Source organism: Parasphingopyxis sp. (assembly GCF_028279465.1).
Lineage (GTDB): Bacteria > Pseudomonadota > Alphaproteobacteria > Sphingomonadales > Sphingomonadaceae > Parasphingopyxis.
This window is the reverse complement of record NZ_JANQNS010000015.1, coordinates 24,446-41,256: the sequence shown is the minus strand read 5'-3', so window position 1 is coordinate 41,256 and position 16,811 is coordinate 24,446. Positions and strand designations below refer to the sequence as shown.

19 protein-coding genes are annotated in these 16,811 nt (G+C 62.2%); 10 read left to right on the top strand and 9 right to left on the bottom strand.

The annotated features are described in order from the left end of the window. Positions 1-46: 46 nt before the first annotated feature. Positions 47-604, bottom strand: coding sequence for a polyhydroxyalkanoate synthesis repressor PhaR (gene phaR / locus Q0974_RS09560; RefSeq protein ID WP_299326965.1), 558 nt, complete (start codon positions 602-604; stop codon positions 47-49). Positions 605-691: 87 nt separating this feature from the next. Between phaR and Q0974_RS09555 the strand changes: the two genes are divergently transcribed. From Q0974_RS09555 to Q0974_RS09540, 4 genes are all read left to right on the top strand, one after another. Further along, on the top strand, positions 692-1,687 hold the full coding sequence (locus Q0974_RS09555) for an alpha/beta fold hydrolase (RefSeq protein ID WP_299326963.1): 996 nt from the start codon (positions 692-694) through the stop codon (positions 1,685-1,687). Between the two features lie 43 nt (positions 1,688-1,730). Continuing rightward, a complete protein-coding gene (locus tag Q0974_RS09550) occupies positions 1,731-2,903 on the top strand; it encodes an acetyl-CoA C-acetyltransferase (RefSeq protein ID WP_299326961.1) in 1,173 nt (390 codons plus the stop codon). Positions 2,904-3,115: 212 nt separating this feature from the next. Further along, positions 3,116-3,934 (top strand): hypothetical protein, encoded by an 819-nt coding sequence (locus tag Q0974_RS09545; protein WP_299326959.1) that lies wholly within the window; start codon positions 3,116-3,118, stop codon positions 3,932-3,934. Between the two features lie 42 nt (positions 3,935-3,976). Beyond that, complete coding sequence (locus Q0974_RS09540) at positions 3,977-4,912, top strand: alpha/beta hydrolase (RefSeq protein ID WP_299326956.1); 936 nt, start codon at positions 3,977-3,979, stop codon at positions 4,910-4,912. Positions 4,913-4,914: 2 nt separating this feature from the next. On the opposite strand, the gene Q0974_RS09535 is transcribed toward Q0974_RS09540, so the two are convergent. Continuing rightward, positions 4,915-5,220 (bottom strand): hypothetical protein, encoded by a 306-nt coding sequence (locus tag Q0974_RS09535; RefSeq protein ID WP_299326954.1) that lies wholly within the window; start codon positions 5,218-5,220, stop codon positions 4,915-4,917. Positions 5,221-5,343: 123 nt separating this feature from the next. Here Q0974_RS09535 and kynU point away from each other — a divergent pair, with 123 nt between their 5' ends. After that, the gene (gene kynU / locus Q0974_RS09530) at positions 5,344-6,576 is read left to right on the top strand and encodes a kynureninase (protein ID WP_299326952.1); all 1,233 of its coding nucleotides are present in this window, start codon (positions 5,344-5,346) and stop codon (positions 6,574-6,576) included. Here kynU and Q0974_RS09525 read toward each other — a convergent pair. Genes Q0974_RS09525 through Q0974_RS09505 form a run of 5 tightly spaced genes read right to left on the bottom strand, consistent with a single transcriptional unit; the run spans position 6,569 to position 11,370 of the window. After that, positions 6,569-7,108: a GNAT family N-acetyltransferase gene (locus Q0974_RS09525; protein WP_299326950.1), complete on the bottom strand. Its 540-nt coding sequence runs from the start codon at positions 7,106-7,108 to the stop codon at positions 6,569-6,571. The genes kynU and Q0974_RS09525 overlap by 8 nt on opposite strands. A gap of 29 nt (positions 7,109-7,137) precedes the next feature. Continuing rightward, positions 7,138-7,896: an ATP-binding cassette domain-containing protein gene (locus tag Q0974_RS09520; RefSeq protein WP_299326948.1), complete on the bottom strand. Its 759-nt coding sequence runs from the start codon at positions 7,894-7,896 to the stop codon at positions 7,138-7,140. A gap of 7 nt (positions 7,897-7,903) precedes the next feature. Beyond that, positions 7,904-8,704: an ABC transporter permease gene (locus Q0974_RS09515; protein ID WP_299326946.1), complete on the bottom strand. Its 801-nt coding sequence runs from the start codon at positions 8,702-8,704 to the stop codon at positions 7,904-7,906. Continuing rightward, entirely contained in the window at positions 8,697-9,743 is a 1,047-nt protein-coding gene (alr, locus tag Q0974_RS09510) for an alanine racemase (RefSeq protein WP_299326944.1), read from the bottom strand. Before alr ends, Q0974_RS09515 begins: the two co-directional genes overlap by 8 nt. Further along, positions 9,733-11,370 carry an MFS transporter gene (locus tag Q0974_RS09505; RefSeq protein ID WP_299326942.1) on the bottom strand — a complete coding sequence of 546 codons (1,638 nt, stop codon included), beginning with the start codon at positions 11,368-11,370 and terminating at the stop codon, positions 9,733-9,735. Before Q0974_RS09505 ends, alr begins: the two co-directional genes overlap by 11 nt. A gap of 128 nt (positions 11,371-11,498) precedes the next feature. On the opposite strand from Q0974_RS09505, the gene Q0974_RS09500 reads away from it, so the two are divergent. Continuing rightward, positions 11,499-13,427 carry an alpha/beta fold hydrolase gene (locus Q0974_RS09500; RefSeq protein WP_299326940.1) on the top strand — a complete coding sequence of 643 codons (1,929 nt, stop codon included), beginning with the start codon at positions 11,499-11,501 and terminating at the stop codon, positions 13,425-13,427. Positions 13,428-13,462: 35 nt separating this feature from the next. Here Q0974_RS09500 and Q0974_RS09495 read toward each other — a convergent pair whose 3' ends face one another. Together Q0974_RS09495 and Q0974_RS09490 are read right to left on the bottom strand one after the other, a co-directional pair. Beyond that, positions 13,463-13,876, bottom strand: coding sequence for a hypothetical protein (locus Q0974_RS09495; protein WP_299326938.1), 414 nt, complete (start codon positions 13,874-13,876; stop codon positions 13,463-13,465). A gap of 198 nt (positions 13,877-14,074) precedes the next feature. Beyond that, complete coding sequence (locus Q0974_RS09490; protein ID WP_299326936.1) at positions 14,075-14,743, bottom strand: glutathione S-transferase family protein; 669 nt, start codon at positions 14,741-14,743, stop codon at positions 14,075-14,077. Between the two features lie 95 nt (positions 14,744-14,838). On the opposite strand from Q0974_RS09490, the gene Q0974_RS09485 reads away from it, so the two are divergent. The 4 genes from Q0974_RS09485 to Q0974_RS09470 are packed head-to-tail and all read left to right on the top strand — an operon-like array spanning position 14,839 to position 16,773. After that, on the top strand, positions 14,839-15,318 hold the full coding sequence (locus tag Q0974_RS09485) for a helix-turn-helix domain-containing protein (RefSeq protein ID WP_299326934.1): 480 nt from the start codon (positions 14,839-14,841) through the stop codon (positions 15,316-15,318). Further along, the gene (locus Q0974_RS09480) at positions 15,315-15,629 is read left to right on the top strand and encodes a hypothetical protein (RefSeq protein WP_299326932.1); all 315 of its coding nucleotides are present in this window, start codon (positions 15,315-15,317) and stop codon (positions 15,627-15,629) included. The genes Q0974_RS09485 and Q0974_RS09480 overlap by 4 nt, the downstream gene beginning before the upstream one ends. Before the next feature lie 15 nt (positions 15,630-15,644). After that, positions 15,645-16,055 carry a tautomerase family protein gene (locus Q0974_RS09475; protein ID WP_299326930.1) on the top strand — a complete coding sequence of 137 codons (411 nt, stop codon included), beginning with the start codon at positions 15,645-15,647 and terminating at the stop codon, positions 16,053-16,055. Then, a complete protein-coding gene (locus Q0974_RS09470; RefSeq protein WP_299326928.1) occupies positions 16,048-16,773 on the top strand; it encodes an SDR family NAD(P)-dependent oxidoreductase in 726 nt (241 codons plus the stop codon). The genes Q0974_RS09475 and Q0974_RS09470 overlap by 8 nt, the downstream gene beginning before the upstream one ends. The last annotated feature ends 38 nt before the right edge of the window (positions 16,774-16,811 follow it).

Here is a 16,811-nt window from a genome sequence, read left to right as displayed (position 1 = left end):
AAGCGCTCAGCGGCAGCGGCACGATCCGCCACTGCCGGAGCTCTTTTTATTTGCTGAGCTTTTCGATCTGTTCCTGGAGCTGGGCGAGCTGATCCTTCAGCGCCTCCACCTCGGCATCGCGATGGCTGTCTTCGTCGCTGGCGCTCGCACCCGGCTTCATCGACTGCTGGAAGGCGCCGGCGGCCGCCTCGAACATTTCCATGTTGCGGCGCGCAATCTCCCCGAACGGGCCGGAGCCCAGCGCGCCTTCCATGGCGTCGCGGAACTTTGCCTGATTGCGCTGAAACGCCTCCATCGAGGCTTCGAGATATTGCGGCACCATCGCGGACATCGAATTGCCGTACATGCCGATCAAGTCGCGCAGAAAGCTGACGGGCAGCATGTTCTGCCCTTGGCTTTCCTCTTCCATGATGATCTGGGTCAACACGCTACGGGTAATATCGTCCCCGCTCTTCGCATCGATGACCTGAAAATCGCGCTTGTCGCGGATCATGTCGCCGAGATGATCGAGCGTGATGTAACTGGAGCTTTCGGTGTTATAGAGGCGGCGATTGGCGTATTTCTTGATGATGACCGTGTCGGAGTCGGAACCGGATTTAGCCATGACTATGTCTCCAAATGATGGGGCCATCTAGCACCGGGAGATAGTGCACTGCAACACAAACCCCGCCCTCTCCCGCTTTTCCTCGATTTGTTGCGCAGCGAAACCGCAGCATCACCGGAGCGGATGGCGGCGGCGCTGGCCGGGCTGAAAGCCTATCAGGAGGCCGAACGCGCGCCGCCCCCGCCCGCCGTTCCGGTCGCCGCGGAAGCGGGGCGCGCACGGCTGCTCGATTATGGTGGTGAGGGTCCGGCGGCGATCTTCGTGCCATCGCTGATCAACCCGCGGACCATTCTCGATCTGGCCGAGGACAATTCGCTCCTGCGCTGGCTGAGCGGCGCGGGCGTCCATCCCTATCTCGTCGACTGGGGTGCGCCGGCGCCGGACGAAGCTGACCTCACCGTTGCCGGCCATATCGAGACGCTGCTGTTGCCGCTGATCGACGCGATCGACCGGCCCGCACATCTGGTCGGCTATTGCCTTGGCGGCACCATGGCGATGGCGGCCGCCACTTTGCGCACGCCGCTCTCGCTGGTGACGATGGCCGCGCCGTGGCGCTTCGACGGTTTTCCGGAGGAGGCGCGCGAAGGTCTTCAATCGCTCTGGGAGAATGCCGAGCCGACAGCGCGCGAGATCGGCGCGCTGCCCATGGAGGTTCTGCAAACCGGATTCTGGAAACTCGATCCGGCACGCACCGTCAGCAAGTTCGAGATGTTCGGAACGCTCGATCCGGGTAGCGCCAAAGCGCGCGCCTTCGTGGCGCTCGAAGACTGGGCCAATGATGGCCCGCCGCTGACTTATGGCGCCGGCCGGGAACTGGTCGAAGAATTGTTTCAGGCGAACCGGCCCGGCCAAGGGCAATGGAAAGTCGGCGGCCAGCATATCGACCCCGCTGCCCTGCCCTGCCCGACTCTCGATATCGTTTCGACCAGCGACCGGATCGTCCCCGAAGCGACGGCGGCTCGAACCGGCGACGTGCTTACGCTGAAACAGGGCCATGTCGGCATGGTCGTCGGCGGCCGCGGACGGCAGGCCCTTTGGGAGCCGCTCGCACAATGGCTTTCGCAGGTGCAGCACAAAGAGTAAGATCGCCCGCGACTCACCAGTTTTCAGCGAAAGGTCTCCGGCCATGCCCGATATCGTCATCACCGCCGCCAAGCGCACGCCCGTCGGCAGCTTCCTCGGCGCATTTGCGACAACACCCGCTCATGAACTGGGCAAGGTCGCGATCGAAGCGGCTCTCGAACAGTCGGGCGTCGCGCCCGGTGATGTTTCCGAAGTGGTGATGGGCCAGGTGCTGACCGCCGGCGAAGGACAGAACCCGGCGCGCCAGGCGTCCATGGCCGCCGGCGTGCCCAAGGAAATTCCTGCTTGGGGCGTCAACCAGGTATGCGGATCGGGCCTGCGCGCGGTCGCCATCGCCAGCCAGCAGGTCGCGACCGGCGATGCCACGATCGTCGTCGCGGGCGGACAGGAGAATATGTCGCTCTCCCCGCATTGCCAGCATATGCGCAGCGGCACAAAGATGGGGCCGATCGGGCTGGTCGATACGATGATCAAGGATGGCCTCACCGATGTGTTCAACGATTATCATATGGGCATCACGGCCGAGAATCTGGCCGAACGCTATCAGGTGACACGCGAGGATCAGGACGCCTTCGCCACCTTGTCGCAGAACAATGCCGAGCGCGCCCGCGCGGACGGCCGGTTTACCGACGAAATCGCACCGGTGACGGTAACCCATCGCAAGGGCGAAACAGTCGTCGAGGACGACGAATATATTCGCCCCGGCGTGACGGCTGAGAGCCTTGCCAGCCTGCGCCCCGCCTTCAAGAAGGACGGCACCGTCACGGCAGCCAATGCGAGCGGCATCAATGACGGCGCGGCGGCGCTGGTCGTCATGTCCGCGGACGAGGCCGAGCGCCGGGGCGCACCCGTGCTCGCGCGGATTGCAAGCTGGGCATCGGCAGGCGTCGATCCGTCGATCATGGGTATCGGCCCCGTCCCCGCTACGAAGCGCGCGCTCGAAAAGGCCGGCTGGTCGATCGGCGATCTCGATCTCATCGAAGCAAACGAAGCTTTCGCCGCGCAGGCGTTGTCTGTCGGCAAGGAGCTTGGCTGGGACCCGGACAAGGTCAACGTCAATGGCGGCGCCATCGCCATCGGCCACCCGATCGGCGCGTCCGGCGCCCGCGTGCTGACGACCCTGCTCTACGAGATGCAGAAGCGCGACGCGCATAAGGGTCTCGCCACGCTCTGCATCGGCGGCGGCATGGGCATCGCCATGTGCGTCGAACGCTAAAATTCCCGCAGAAATTGGCGAAAAACGCCAAATTTTACCCCATGATTTGGCGTAATTTCCCACGGTTTCGCAGCCACCAGATGACATGTAACAGGCGAAAAGCCGTAAGCAATTGAAAAATAACTATTTTCAATAACTGGCACAACTCCTGCTCTGTATGTGGTGATGCCGGCGCAGACCGGTCGAACTGAAACAGAGATCGGGGTTCAGGAATGTTCAAGGAAATCGCACTTACCGCGGCAGTAGGTCTTCTCGCAGCCGGTTTCGGCGCCGGCGCTATCGGCGGCGGTAACGATACTGAGGCCACTGAGGGGCGCATTTATCATTACGTCCGTAGCAATCAGGACGGCAGCGACGCGGAGAATGTCTATGTCTATCGCGCTGCGGCAAATCGCCTCGAAGTATACAAGTCGCGTGGACGCTGCGAAGGCGCGGCATTCGTAACCGCCTGGGTCGACGCGGATACGGGCCGCGCAGCGATCATCAATGGCGGGCGGCTGATGCCGGAAGCACGCCACGAGACCTTCGCAACGATTAGCTATGACGGCGCGGCCGCGATGCTGCGTGCCGAGGCCGCCCTGCCCGACCGGATGGTGCGTGAGCAGGTACGCGTCGAAGAACCGATCTACCATCTCTACGATTTCGATCTCGCCACCCTATCGCTGCAGACGATGGCGCTCGATAATCCGCGCGCGGGCTTCTCCTTCGGCCTACCGCTGATCCGGACCGATGCGCCGGGCGGTCGCCATCTCAGTCATCTGGGCCGCGCCGACGCCGAATATGCCGGCGAGGAAGACTATCGCGGTACTGCCGCAATCCGCTTCGAGGTTGCGGGCCCGGCACTCGGCGAGAATGGCGGTCCGCTCTGGATCGATGCCGAAACCGGCCATGTCCTCGGCGCGGAATGGGGTATCCCCAACCATGCCGGCATGGACGATTTCGCGCTCCGCCTGGTCGAAACGGACGATGGCGGCGAAGCCGCCTGGCAGGATCTGCTGACGGCCCATTTCGAAGGCTGCGAAACCGCGTAAGGCGAATTGCATTCATTAGCAGGCGGCCTTAGCCTTTGCGCCATGACGATCATCACTCGCATGGCGCTTGCCGCCTGCCTTGCCGGATTGGCCGCCTGCACGATGCCCGACGAACCCGCCGAAAACAACGCCCCACCCGCCGCAGAGGCGCAGCCGGACATCATGACATGGGACGATCTGTTCGCCCGACCAAAGCCGGAGACGGATATCCGCATTCCCTATGGCGACGGCGATCTTCAGTTTTCCGAACTCTGGCTGCCGGAGGGCGACGGGCTGCATCCGGTGGTGCTGATGATCCATGGCGGCTGCTGGCAGACCGATATCGCAGAACGCGACATCATGAACTGGATCGCCGGAGACCTAAGGGATCGCGGGATCGCCGTCTGGAATATCGAATATCGCGGTGTCGATCGCGACGGGGGCGGCTATCCGGGAACGTACGAAGACGTCGCCGCAGCGGCCCAGTCGCTCATAGACCATCGCCGGCAGTATAACATCGCCGAGTGGAATACGGTGGTGATCGGACACTCCGCCGGTGGCCATCTCGCGCTCTGGCTTGCGGCTTCGCAACCACAATTCCGCGTCGCCCTATCGCCCCATTCGCTCAATATCCGCACGGTCATCAGCCAGGGCGGCCTGCCCGATCTCGAGGCCGGCACACAGCGTGAGGGCCATCCGTGCGGCACGGAGGCGCCGCGCCTGATGATGGGCGGCCGGCCCAATCTGACATCGCCGCAACGCATGCGGGCACCGGGCGTCCGGCAGATCCTCGTCAATGCGGACCGCGACCGGATAGCCCCGCCCGAATATGCCGAAGCCTATCGCAACGCCAATCTGGCGCGTGACGTGACCGATATCGAACTGGTTGTCATACCCGGCGAAGGCCATGTCGAACTGGTGACACCGGGCACGGCGAGCTGGGAGCGGCAAGTCGCGCTGATCGAAGCGGCGCTCGGCCGCGTTCCGCCCGAATCCTGATCCTATCCGAATTCCACGTCGAAGCCGCCGGTCAGCAGCATAGCCGCACCGATCGCCAACACTATGACGCCGAGCGCAAGACCCATGAGATTGAGCGCGTTGCTACCGGCCCGGCGCGAGCTGAAGGCAAGCACCGCGGCCAGCGCCGCACAGATGATCCCAGTCAGAAGTGTCGCTCCCTCCGCTGAATAATTCCACACGCCCGCGGGTACCGAGATAACGAGCAAAGCTGCCACCACGCCGAGCAGCGCGGAGAATGCTGCGAGGCCCTTTCCGCCGCCCTGATCTGCCCCATTCTGATCTGACATTATTATCCCCCCAATTCTTATCGATTGCCCTGGCCTAGATGTCTTGGCCGTGACGAACAAGTTCGACCCCGCCCATGCCGCTTTGGGTGACTGGCGTCTGCGGACTTTGCTAAGGCAGGTTTCATGACAACGCTTGCCGACGCCCAGGCCCAAGATGCCGCTGATCCCCTTGCGCCGATGCGCGCGCATTTCGCACTGCCGGACGGCGTCATCTATCTGGATGGCAATTCGCTCGGCGCGTTGCCCAAGGCGACGGTCACCGCGCAGGAGGACGCGGTCGCGCGGCAATGGGGCGCGGACCTAATCCGCAGCTGGAACAGCAATGACTGGATCGGCGCGCCGCAGCGGATCGGCGCGAAGATCGCGCCGCTGATCGGAGCGAAACCGCATGAGGTGATCGTCACAGACTCGGTCTCGGTCAACCTCTTCAAGCTGATCGTCGCGGCGACGCGGCTGCGGCCGGGCCGCTCGCATATCCTGACAGAGCCCGGCAATTTCCCGACCGATCTCTACACCGCCAAGGGCGCGTCCGGAATCCTGCCCGACCATATCGTCCATACCGAACAGGCCGGCGATCTCGCCGATGCGCTCGGTCCCGAAACCGCACTGATGATGCTGACCCATGTCCATTACAAGAGCGGCGAGCGGCACGACATGGCCGGATTGACCGAAGCGGCGCATAATGCAGGCGCGCTGACGCTCTGGGATCTGAGCCACAGCGTCGGCGCGATTCCTGTCGACCTTAATGGCTGCGATGTCGATCTGGCTGTCGGCTGCGGCTATAAATATCTGAATGGTGGGCCCGGCGCGCCAGCCTTTCTGTATGTCCGCGAGGATTTGCAGGAGGAAATCCATTCGCCTTTGTCAGGCTGGATGGGCCATGCCGCACCGTTCGAGTTCCGCGACGATTATGAGCCAGCGCCGGGCATTACACGCTTCCTGTGCGGCACACCGCCGATCCTCAGCCTTTTGGCGCTGGAGACTGGAGTCGAGCTGTTCGCTGATATCGAGATGAAAGCTGTTGCCGCAAAATCGGCCGCGCTCTTCGATCTGTTCGTGGCGCACGTCGAAGAACGATGCGGCGACTATGGCCTGAACCTGATCACGCCGCGCGATGCCGCGCATCGGGGCAGCCATATCTCCTTCGCGCATTCCGATGGCTGGCCAATCAGCCAGGCGCTGATCGAACGCGGCGTGATCGGCGATTTCCGCGCGCCCGATATCCTGCGCTTCGGCCTGACGCCGCTCTATCTGCGCTTCGAGGATGTCTGGCGGGCAGTCGAGATATTGGGCGACATCCTCGACAGCGGCATCTGGCGGGAGGAACGCTTTGCCGAAAAGGCGGCGGTCACCTGAAGACTGGCCGTTCGAACACCAGTATGTCTTCATCCTTGAACAGCGACCGGCGCGTCTCGACGAACCCGAATTTTCGAGCCAATGTGATCGAGGGTTCGTTGTCCGGGCTGATGATGCAGCAATATTTCGGATAGTTCAGGTTGGTGTCCGCCCAATCCAATGCCGCCGCCAGCGCTTCGCTCGCATAGCCTTTGCCATGGGCCCATTGGTCGAACACCCAGGCGCCTTCGGGTAAATCTGGAAGCGGCGGCTTCATCGGGCGCTGGAAATCGCCGAATCCGATATTGCCCGCCATTCGGCCGCTCGCCTTCTCCTCGACGATCCACATCCCATAGCCGAGCAGTGCCCAGAAGCCGGGGGCGCGCGTAAATTTCTCCCAAGCTGCGGTACGGTCCGTCATCACGCCACCGATGAAATGGCCGACATCCGGCTGGGCGAGCATCGCACAATAGGCGTCGAAATCCTCGCGGCGGAATTCGCGCAGGATCAGCCGGTCCGTTTCGATCCGCGGCGCAATCGTGACCCGCTCCATCTCCCTATCCCCGCACTATCGTGCGTACATCACGCGATCGGCCCGTCCGCGTGCCCCATGACGAACTGGTCGACATGAACATCGCCCGAGCGCCGTAGATCGCCCACCGGACCCGACCAGATGATCCGGCCGTCATAGAGCATCGCGACGCGGTCCGAGATTTTCTCGACCGATCCCATATCGTGCGTGATCGTCAGCGCGGTGATACCGAGATCGCGGACGAGCTCGAGGATCAGCCTGTTGATGACATCGGTACGGATCGGATCGAGGCCGGTCGTCGGCTCGTCGAAAAATATGATTTCGGGGCGCGGCGCGATCGCTCGGGCCAGCGCCACACGCTTCTGCATGCCGCCGGAAAGCTCGCTGGGCCGGAGTTCGAGCACCTCTTCGCCGAGGCCCACCCGCTCCAGATTGTCGAGCGCGACTTTGCGCATCTCACCGCTGTTCCGGTAGCGCCCGCTCGTCAGCGCGAAGGTCACGTTGCGCCAGACCGGCAGCGAATCGAACAGCGCGCCCCCCTGAAACAGCATCCCGAATTTGGTGCGCACATCGTCGCGGTCCGCCTGTTTCATCGCGCAGACATCCGCGCCGTCGACGAAAATCTGGCCGCCATCAACATCCATCAAGCCGAGAATGCATTTGAGCATCACGGACTTGCCGCTGCCCGAACCGCCGATGACCGTCATCGATTCCCCGGGAGTGACCGAAAAGCTGACATCGCGCAGCACATGATTGGACCCGAAAGCCTTCGAGACATTGCGCAGTTCGATTTTCGGCTGGTCGCTCATCCCGGGATCATCCGAATGCCGTCAGCGTGACGATGAGATTGGAAAGCAGGATCAGGATGAAGGCCCCTACCACGGCGTTGGTCGTCGCCCGGCCGACGCCCGCCGCGCCGCCCCGCGTCGTCAGGCCGGCATAACAGCCCGACAGCGCGATGAAGAAACCGAACACGGCCGCCTTTACGAGCGACATCATGATATCGTCGAACTCGAGAATGTCGGCGGTCATGGTGAGATAGTTGGCCGGGTTGAAACCCAGCTTGTAGATCGAGAGCAGATAGCCGCCGAAAATCCCGATCACATTGGCGATGCACACGAGGATCGGCAGCGTGATGACGCTGGCGAAGAGGCGCGGCGCGATCAGATAGCGATAGGGATCGGTGCGCAGCGTCACCATGGCGTCGATCTGCTCGGTCACCCGCATCGTGCCGATCTCTGCGGCCATCGCCGAGGATACGCGACCCGCAACCATCAGGCCCACCAGCACCGGCCCCAGCTCGCGGACCATCGCAATCACGACGATCGCCGGCACCGTCGACTGGGCGTTGAACCGCGACCCGCCGGTATAAATCTGCTGCGCGAGCGCCGCACCGGTAAAGATCGCGGTCAACGCGACGACGGGCAGCGACGCCCAGCCGATCTGGAACATTTGCTCGAACAGCCGGAGCGGATACCAGGGCGGGGTCAGCGCCTTGCGGATCGTGTGCAGCGCGAACAGCGTCACATGGCCGATCGCCGCGAAAGCAGCGATAACGGGCCGGCCGATCGCGGCGAAGAACAGGATGACCGGGTTGGGCGCTGCGGTGTTACTCATGCCAGACGCGCTGATAGCGGCGGCCGAGCCCGGTAAGCAACTCATATTGCGAGATACCCGATTGCGATGCGGCGGTCCGAAGGTCGTAATCGATGGAGAGCCAATCGCCTTCCCCAACCTCCGACGCGGCATCGACGGAGACCGCGATCAGGTCCATCGATGTCCGGCCGATCACCGGGCACTTAACATCGCCGAAGCGCGCCATGCCGGTTCCGGAAAAGCCGCGCAGATAGCCATCGGCATAGCCGAGATTGAGGATCGCCAGCTCCATATCGCTGTCGGCGGTGAAGGTCGCATTGTAACCGACGCTGTCGCCCCGGCCGATATGGCGGCGCTGAATGACTTGCGCCTCGGGGAAAGCGACCTGGCGGATATCGGACGCTAACCCTTCGACCTGAATGCCGCCGTAGAGCGAAAGACCCGGGCGCGTCAGATCGAGATGATAGGCTTTGCCCAAGGCGATACCCGCCGAGTTGGCGAGGCTGATCCGGGCGGCATCGGTCGCGTCCGATAGCGCCGCCAATGCCGTCCGCTGCTGTTCGTTCATCACATTGTCCGGCTCATCGGCGCAGGCGAGATGGCTCATGAGCGTGTCGATCCTGAGGCCGTCGAGCAGGCCGTTCCTGACCTCTTCGACCGACACGCCGAGCCGGTTCATGCCCGTATCGACCATCACGTCGCAGGGCCCACCGGCCGCCGAGCGCCAGCGCGCAACCTGCTCGGCGGAACTGAGGCAGGGCCGCGCCGGGCTATCCAACGCCGCGGCCATATCTTCGGCCCGCACGCCATGAAACACGGTCAGCGACATATTCGCACATAGATCGGCGATCTCCGCCGCCTCTGCCCAAGTTGCGACATAGAAATCGCGGCACCCGGCGGCGATCAGCCGCTCGGTCACCGGTCTTGCGCCGAGCCCATAGCCATCGGCTTTGACGGCCGCGCCGCACATCGCCGTACCACTCAACCGATCAAGCGCCCGCCAGTTTTGCGCGAGCGCCTTGCCGTCGAGCCGCAGTCTCAGCGGCGCGTCAGCCGTCATCTTGAAAATCGCGCGGCGGACCCGATGGCAGCCCCCACCAAGCGACGAGCACCCCAAAGGCTACGATCGCCCATGTGTACCAGAGGCCTGAATAGATATCGCCGGTCCGCGCCACGATGATGCCCGCGATCAGCGGCAGGAAGCCGCCGAGATAGCCCGCGCCTATGTGGTACGGGATCGACATGGAGCTGTAGCGGATCTTCGCCGGGAACATCTCGGAGAGCAGCGCGGCGACCGAACCGTAGGTCAAAGCAGACAGGGCAGCCGAAACAAGCAACAGCGCGAAGATACCGAGAATGTTGATAAAGGGTGGGGTCTGGCGCGCAAAATCAAAGCCGTAATCGCCAAGCGCCGCCTGTATCCCATCGCGCCGCGCCATGCCATCGGCCAGCCACTCATCCGTTATCTCGATCGCCTCTCCGCCGACGGTCAATGCGAGAGCGCCGCCGGGCTCCAGCGTGTAGCGCACCCCGCTCGATGTCAGCGTTTCGAGTATCCGGCCGCATTCGGTTTGTTCGCTGCCGAACAGTTCGGCGAAGGGGTCCGTCGTGCATTCGGGCCCGCTGACGACCACGGGATTATCGGCCGCCGCGCGCGCGAGCCCCGGATTGGCGAGGCTGCCCATGCCCCAGAAGATCGGAAACAGCAGCGCGAGCGCGAGCAGCGCCCCGATCATGATCGGTTTTTTGCGCCCGACCCGGTCCGACCATTTGCCGACCATTATGTAGAAGATCATCGACACAAAGCCGGCCGTGAACAGGATCAGTTCGACCGTCAGCTCGTCCACGCGCATCGGGCCGCGCAGGAAGGAGAGGCCGGAGAAAAAGGCCGTGTACCAGATCGTCGTCAACACGCCCGTGACGCCGAACAGCGCGACGAATATGCGTTTCTTGTTGCCCGGATACCGGAAGCTTTCGGTGAACGGATTGGCCGATGTCTCGCCCGCTTCCTTCATCGCCTTGAACACCGGGCTCTCCGAAAGCTTGAACCGCATCCAGAGCGAGATCAGCAGCAGGATGATCGACAGCAGGAACGGCACGCGCCAGCCCCAGGCCGCGAAATCGTCCGCCGGAATGATGAAGCGGCAAATAAGCACCACGGCGATGCTGAGCACGAAGCCGCCAACGACGCTCGCCTGAATGAAGCTCGTATAGAAGCCGCGCTTTTCCGGCGGCGCATGTTCGGCGACATAGATAGCGGCCCCACCATATTCGCCACCCAGCGCCAGCCCCTGCAGGATACGCAGAACGATAACGATGATCGGCGCGGCGATACCAATCGTTTCCGCGGTCGGGATGAAGCCGACCCCGGCCGTCGCAACGCCCATCAGCGTCACGGTGGCGATAAAGGTATATTTGCGCCCCAGCCGGTCGCCGAGAAAGCCGAACAGAATTGCGCCCAATGGCCGAAACCCGAAGCCGACGGCGAAACCCGCCCAGACGAGCAGGAGCTGCAACGTCTCGTTACCGGCCGGGAAGAAAGCCGCGCCGATCAGCGCCGCGAGCGTGCCGTAGATGAAGAAATCATACCATTCGAACACCGTCCCCGCCGACGATGCGGCGATGACGAGGCGGACCTCTTTCTTCGATGGTTCATGCGCCGCCGCATCCGCTGCTACGCTGGCCATAGGCCCTCCCCTCCTTATCGTTGCGGGTCTTATTGGGAGAAAGCGGGGGCCACGGCAAGCGGGCTGTTCAGGATCGCGAAGACGCGGCATAGATAGCGCTTGCACGCTTCATTGCCGGAGAGTCCTTCATGCGCCATTTCGTTACCGCCCTCGCCGCACTCGCCTTCGCCGCTACGCCGCTGGCCGCGCAAGAGGTCGCCGAGCGCACGATCGGCACGGCCACGCTGCAAAATGTTCCCGAGATACCGGCAGACGTCGATGCAGCCGTTCAGCGCTTCCAGAATTATCGCAGCGCGGAGTTCGAAAGCTGGCTCGATGACGGATCGATCCTTGTTACGACGCGGTTCGGCAGTACCGATCAGGTCCATCGCATCACAGAGCCGATGGGCACGCGCAGCCAGCTCAGCTTCTTCGCCGAACCTGTCCAATCCGCAAGCGGTATTCCCGGCCAGAATCGCTTCGTCCTCGTCCGCGATACGGGCGGCGATGAATGGTTTCAGTTTTACGCGATGGGCCTCACCGGCGAGCCGGTCCGGCTGACCGAGCCGGGCACACGCAACCAGGCCATGACCTTCTCCTCCGACGGATCGCTGATGGTCTGGGTCAGCGCCGGGCGCTCCACCCAATATACGATCCACGCGGCCAACCCGGCCGATCCCGCCAGCCGGCGCGCGATCGCGACCTTCGATACGCCGATGTTCCCGAGCGATATCTCGTCCGATGGCAGCATGGTGCTGCTGCAAAATTATCGCTCCAATCGGGACGCCAGCATCTATCTGCTCGATATGGCGACCGGCGAAGCGACCGAATTTGCACCGAGCGTCGGCACGGTCGATGAATCGCCCCAATTTGCGCGGGGCGATACCAGCGTTATCGCGATCTCCAACCGCGACAGCGATTACCGCCGTCTCGTCGAGTTCGACCGCGAGACCGGCGCGATGACGCCGCTTACGCAGGATCTCGAATGGGATGTGGAGATGTTCGAGCAATCCGGCGACGGGTACACAATTGCCTATGCTGTGAATGCGGGTGGATATTCGCAGATCACCATTCTCGACATTGCTGGCCGGCGCGGACTTCTACCGCAACCCGAGCTGCCGCAAGGAGTCGTCACCGGCATGGGCTTCTCGGCAGACGACCGGCAGCTGGCGGTCAGCCTGTCATCGGCGCGGTCGGCTGGTGATGTCTGGGTCTGGGGCGTCACCTCGGGCCGATTGACGCGCTGGACCCAATCCGAACTCGGCCCGCTTGATCCCGAAACGCTGGCGGAGCCGGAACTGATCCGTTTCAATTCGTTCGACGGCCTGGAAGTCTCCGCCTTCGTCTATCGCCCGACCGGCGCGACGGGGCCGACTCCGGTGATCGTCGATATCCATGGCGGGCCGGAGAGCCAATCGCGCCCCGGCTGGAACGCGCGCGCGCAATATTTCGCCGACACGCTCGGTGCGACCGTCATCCTGCCCAATGTCCGCGGCTCGGACGGCTATGGCACACGCTATCGCGATCTCGACAATGGGCCGCTGCGGGAGGATTCGGTGCGCGATATCGGCGCGCTGCTCGACTGGATCGGCGAACAGGCCGATCTCGATTCAGACCGCGTCGCCGTCTATGGCCAATCCTATGGCGGTTACATGGTTCTCGCCTCGATGATGTTCTATTCCGACCGCCTCGTCGGCGGCATCGAGCGCTACGGGATCAGCGATTTCCGAACTTTCCTGCAGAACACCCAGGATTACCGGCGGGACATGCGCCGCGGCGAATATGGCGACGAACGCGATCCCGAAATGGCGGCCGTGTTCGAACGGATCGCGCCGATGAACAATCTCCACCGGATCAGCCGGCCGATGCTGGTGATGGCCGGCGCCAACGACCCGCGCGTGCCGCTATCCGAGAGTGACCAGGTCGTCGAGGGCTTGCGCGAGAATGGCGTGCCGACTTGGTATGTCGTGTTCTCCGACGAGGGCCATGGCTTCCGCAAGAAGCCGAACAATGATTTGCGGCATGCCGTGGAAACGGTGTTTTTGCGGGAGCTATTCCGGGATGGTGCACAGGAATAGCAGCCTTCGGCCACCGGCACGATTGGTAGACAGGTCTAAGGCCCAACCAAACAGCGTCGCTCAGTCGGATCATCGATCAAACGTAGAAGCGCCGCCTGTGCCTGTTGTGCTGCGGTCACGACCTCGGCCCACTTCGGATCAGAGAGAATGGCCTCGTGGTCATAATCGTGAGTCGGACTCTCGTAGGTATCTGCCATTCTGTGGAAGTCGGCTATTGCTGCAAATTCCGCCGCGCTGATCAATCTTTCGTTCAGAGCCCGATCGTAGCCCTGATCTGACAAATTCAGATCGTCGTAGTAACTACAATAATACTCAACGAAAGAGAAATGCGGATTGTTGTTCGTTGGATCGAGCCACATACGGCGTTGGGTGTCCTCATCCGCAAATTCTTGGATACAGCTTAGCCACTGTTTCCTCCAGCCCCTCCTTGGATCCTGATCTTCGTACATGCGCTTGATCTTAGCATAGAGGAGAGGGACTTCTACCAAAGAAGATAAGCAATGGACCTCATGGTTTCGCCCTCGCCTCTTCCCAATTCCGCCCGTCGAACTTCCGTACCTTCGCGTTCAACACATACACTTCGTCGAGCGCCCGATAGCTGACGCTCCAAGCTTCGGTGTGACGGCGAGAACCGTCGAAAATCCGGCTCAGGCAAACATGGGCGAAACTTCGCCTACGGCTTCCTTTTCCCTTTCGATGATGCGGGCAAAGGATGGTCGCGCGTGGATACGCTCGACATAGGCAGATAGCGAGGGCCAGCGCGCCGCATCAACCGTTTCCCCGGCATGCCGGAAATTGACGAAGATACTGCCGGCAGTCAGGTCGGCGAGGCTGATTGCATCACCCACCAGAAACTCCTTGCCGCCATCGAGCTGGCTCTCGAGATAATCGAAATGGGCGGGCATCAGTTCGAGCGCCTGCGCGACGACAGCCGCATCGGTCGGCGTTTTCAGCAACATGGGATTGACGAAGCGCTGGATGAATAGCGGTGCCTCGACCTTGGAAAACAGGCCTGTGCCCAGATAGTCGCAGAGCCAAAACATCCACCCGCGATCCCAGCCATCGGCCGGGAACAGAGGCGGTTCGGCGATTGCACTCTCGATATAGCTGCAGGCCGCCAGCGAATCAGGCAGGAATCGGCCGCCGACTTCAAGCACCGGAACTTTCCCGAGCGGGCTGATCTTCAGAAACTCAGGATCCGGCTCACCCAACGGCACGACGTTGATGATTTCATAGTCGACACCCTTTTCTTCGCAAAAGGCCAGTAAGCGCCGCACCCATGGCGACATGATTGTTCCGTGAATGGTCGCCTTCATCGTCTCTCCTCCACATATGATATCGAATCATCTATCTGGTTGCATTATTAGACCAGCTATCGTATGTGGTTTCATATTGCAACCATGGTGATGGAATGAAAACGAAGTCCTTTGCAGATATGGAATGCTCGATCGCCCGGACTCTGGAGCATGTCGGCTCCTGGTGGTCGTTGCTGATCATCCGCGACGTGATGATGGGTAGGCGGCGTTTCAAACAGATCGAGGCATCGCTCGGAATCGCCAAAAACACCCTCGCCAGCCGGCTGAACCAGCTGGTGGACGGCGGGATATTGACGCGCGTCCCGTCCTCAGACGGTTCGAGATATGAAGAATATAGCCTGACCGAAAAAGGCCGGGAGCTGGCCCCGGTCATGATCGCCCTGTCCCAATGGGGCGACAAATGGGTCGCGCATCCGGGCGGTCCGCCCTTTGCCTTTGTCGACGAATTGACTGGCGAAGAGCTTTCCCAGGTCTGGCCCCGGCGTGACGATGGCGAGAAGGTCAAGCTGGACGAGCTCGGCCTGCGCCCGCTGAACCAAGATCCCGATCACAATCCAAAGGAGCAGAAACGATGATCCAATGCACCTGCCTCGTACAGGAAGGTCAAATCCCGGCTGACACGGAGGCGGCGTTGCGCGCCGGCCTCGACGATTTCACGACGCGAAATTTCAACGCGCCGGCTGCCATCAACTGGATCGAAATCGACAAAGGCAGCGGCTTCACCGCCGCCAAGCCTTCGACCTCGTCGATCGTGTCGCTCGCCGCGCACGCTCCGGTCGAGCAGTCCGCCCGTGTGCCTTTGCTCAAGGAACTCTGTGCTCTGTGGACCGAGGAAACCGGCTGTTCGCTCGACGAAGTGGTCGGCGTCATCAACGATCCTGCGTAAATCAAGGAGAAGATCATGCCCCTCTATCTGTGCAATGCTACCGCCGGCGCGATCAGCGACGACGCCAAGGAGAAGATCGCGGCGGACATCACCCGCATCCACTGCGCGGTAACCGACGCTCCGCCAATATTCGTCCATGCGTTTTTCCGGGAGGATGCCGCGGAAATGCCGCTGAACGGAAAGACAGTCTTCTTGATGGGCAGCATCCGCGCCGGCCGGAATGACGAGCAGAAAAGCCGGATCGTCACCGAGATTCGCCAATCCATCCATGACCATGCCGCCATTCCGCCGGACGATATCGTCGTGATGATCCGCGACACGCCGGCAAGCTGGGTCATGGAGGGTGGAGACATCATGCCCGAACCCGGCGAAGAGGCTGAATGGCTTGCCGCGCATGAAGCCCAAAAGCCGGCCGAACATGCCTGAGTCAGCGATCATTGTCGGGGCCGGCGCATCGCGCGGCGTCGGCGGCGCGCTCGCGCGCTGTTTCGCCGGAAACGGCCTCCACGCGATCATCGCGGGGCGCACAGAAGAAAAAGTGCAAGCGCTCGCCGAAGAGATTGGCGCAGCGGGCGGATCGGCCGAAGCCGTGCGGGTCGATGTCACGTCCGAAGCCGATCAGGATGCGCTCTTTGCGCTGGCCGAAGAGCGCGGCACGATCGCAGCCGTAATCTACAATGCCGGCAATAACGCTCCGATCCCGTTTGAGCAGCTCGATGCGGAGACGATGGAGCGCTTCTGGAAAGTCGGCTGTCTAGGCGGTTTTCTGACCGCCAAGCGCGCTATCCCGCTGCTCAGGGAACAGGGACAGGGCAGCCTGTTCTTTACCGGCGCATCGGCCTCGCGCCGTGGCAATCCGAATTTCGCGCATTTCGCATCGATGAAGGCGGGATTGCGGATGCTCGCCCAATCGCTTGCCCGCGAATATGGCCCGCAAGGCGTGCACATCGCCCATTTCATTATCGATGGCGCGATTGACGGCGAGATGGTCCGCAGCCGGTTTGGCGACTATCTCGATGCTCTGGGCGACGATGGCGCCCTCGCCCCCGATGCCATTGCGCAAAATTATTGGCACGTTCACACCCAGCCCCGGTCCGCTTGGACCCACGAGATGGATTTACGGCCCTACAAGGAAAACTGGTGAACTCAGGCAACGTATTGCAGCCGCGGAAAGGACGATAA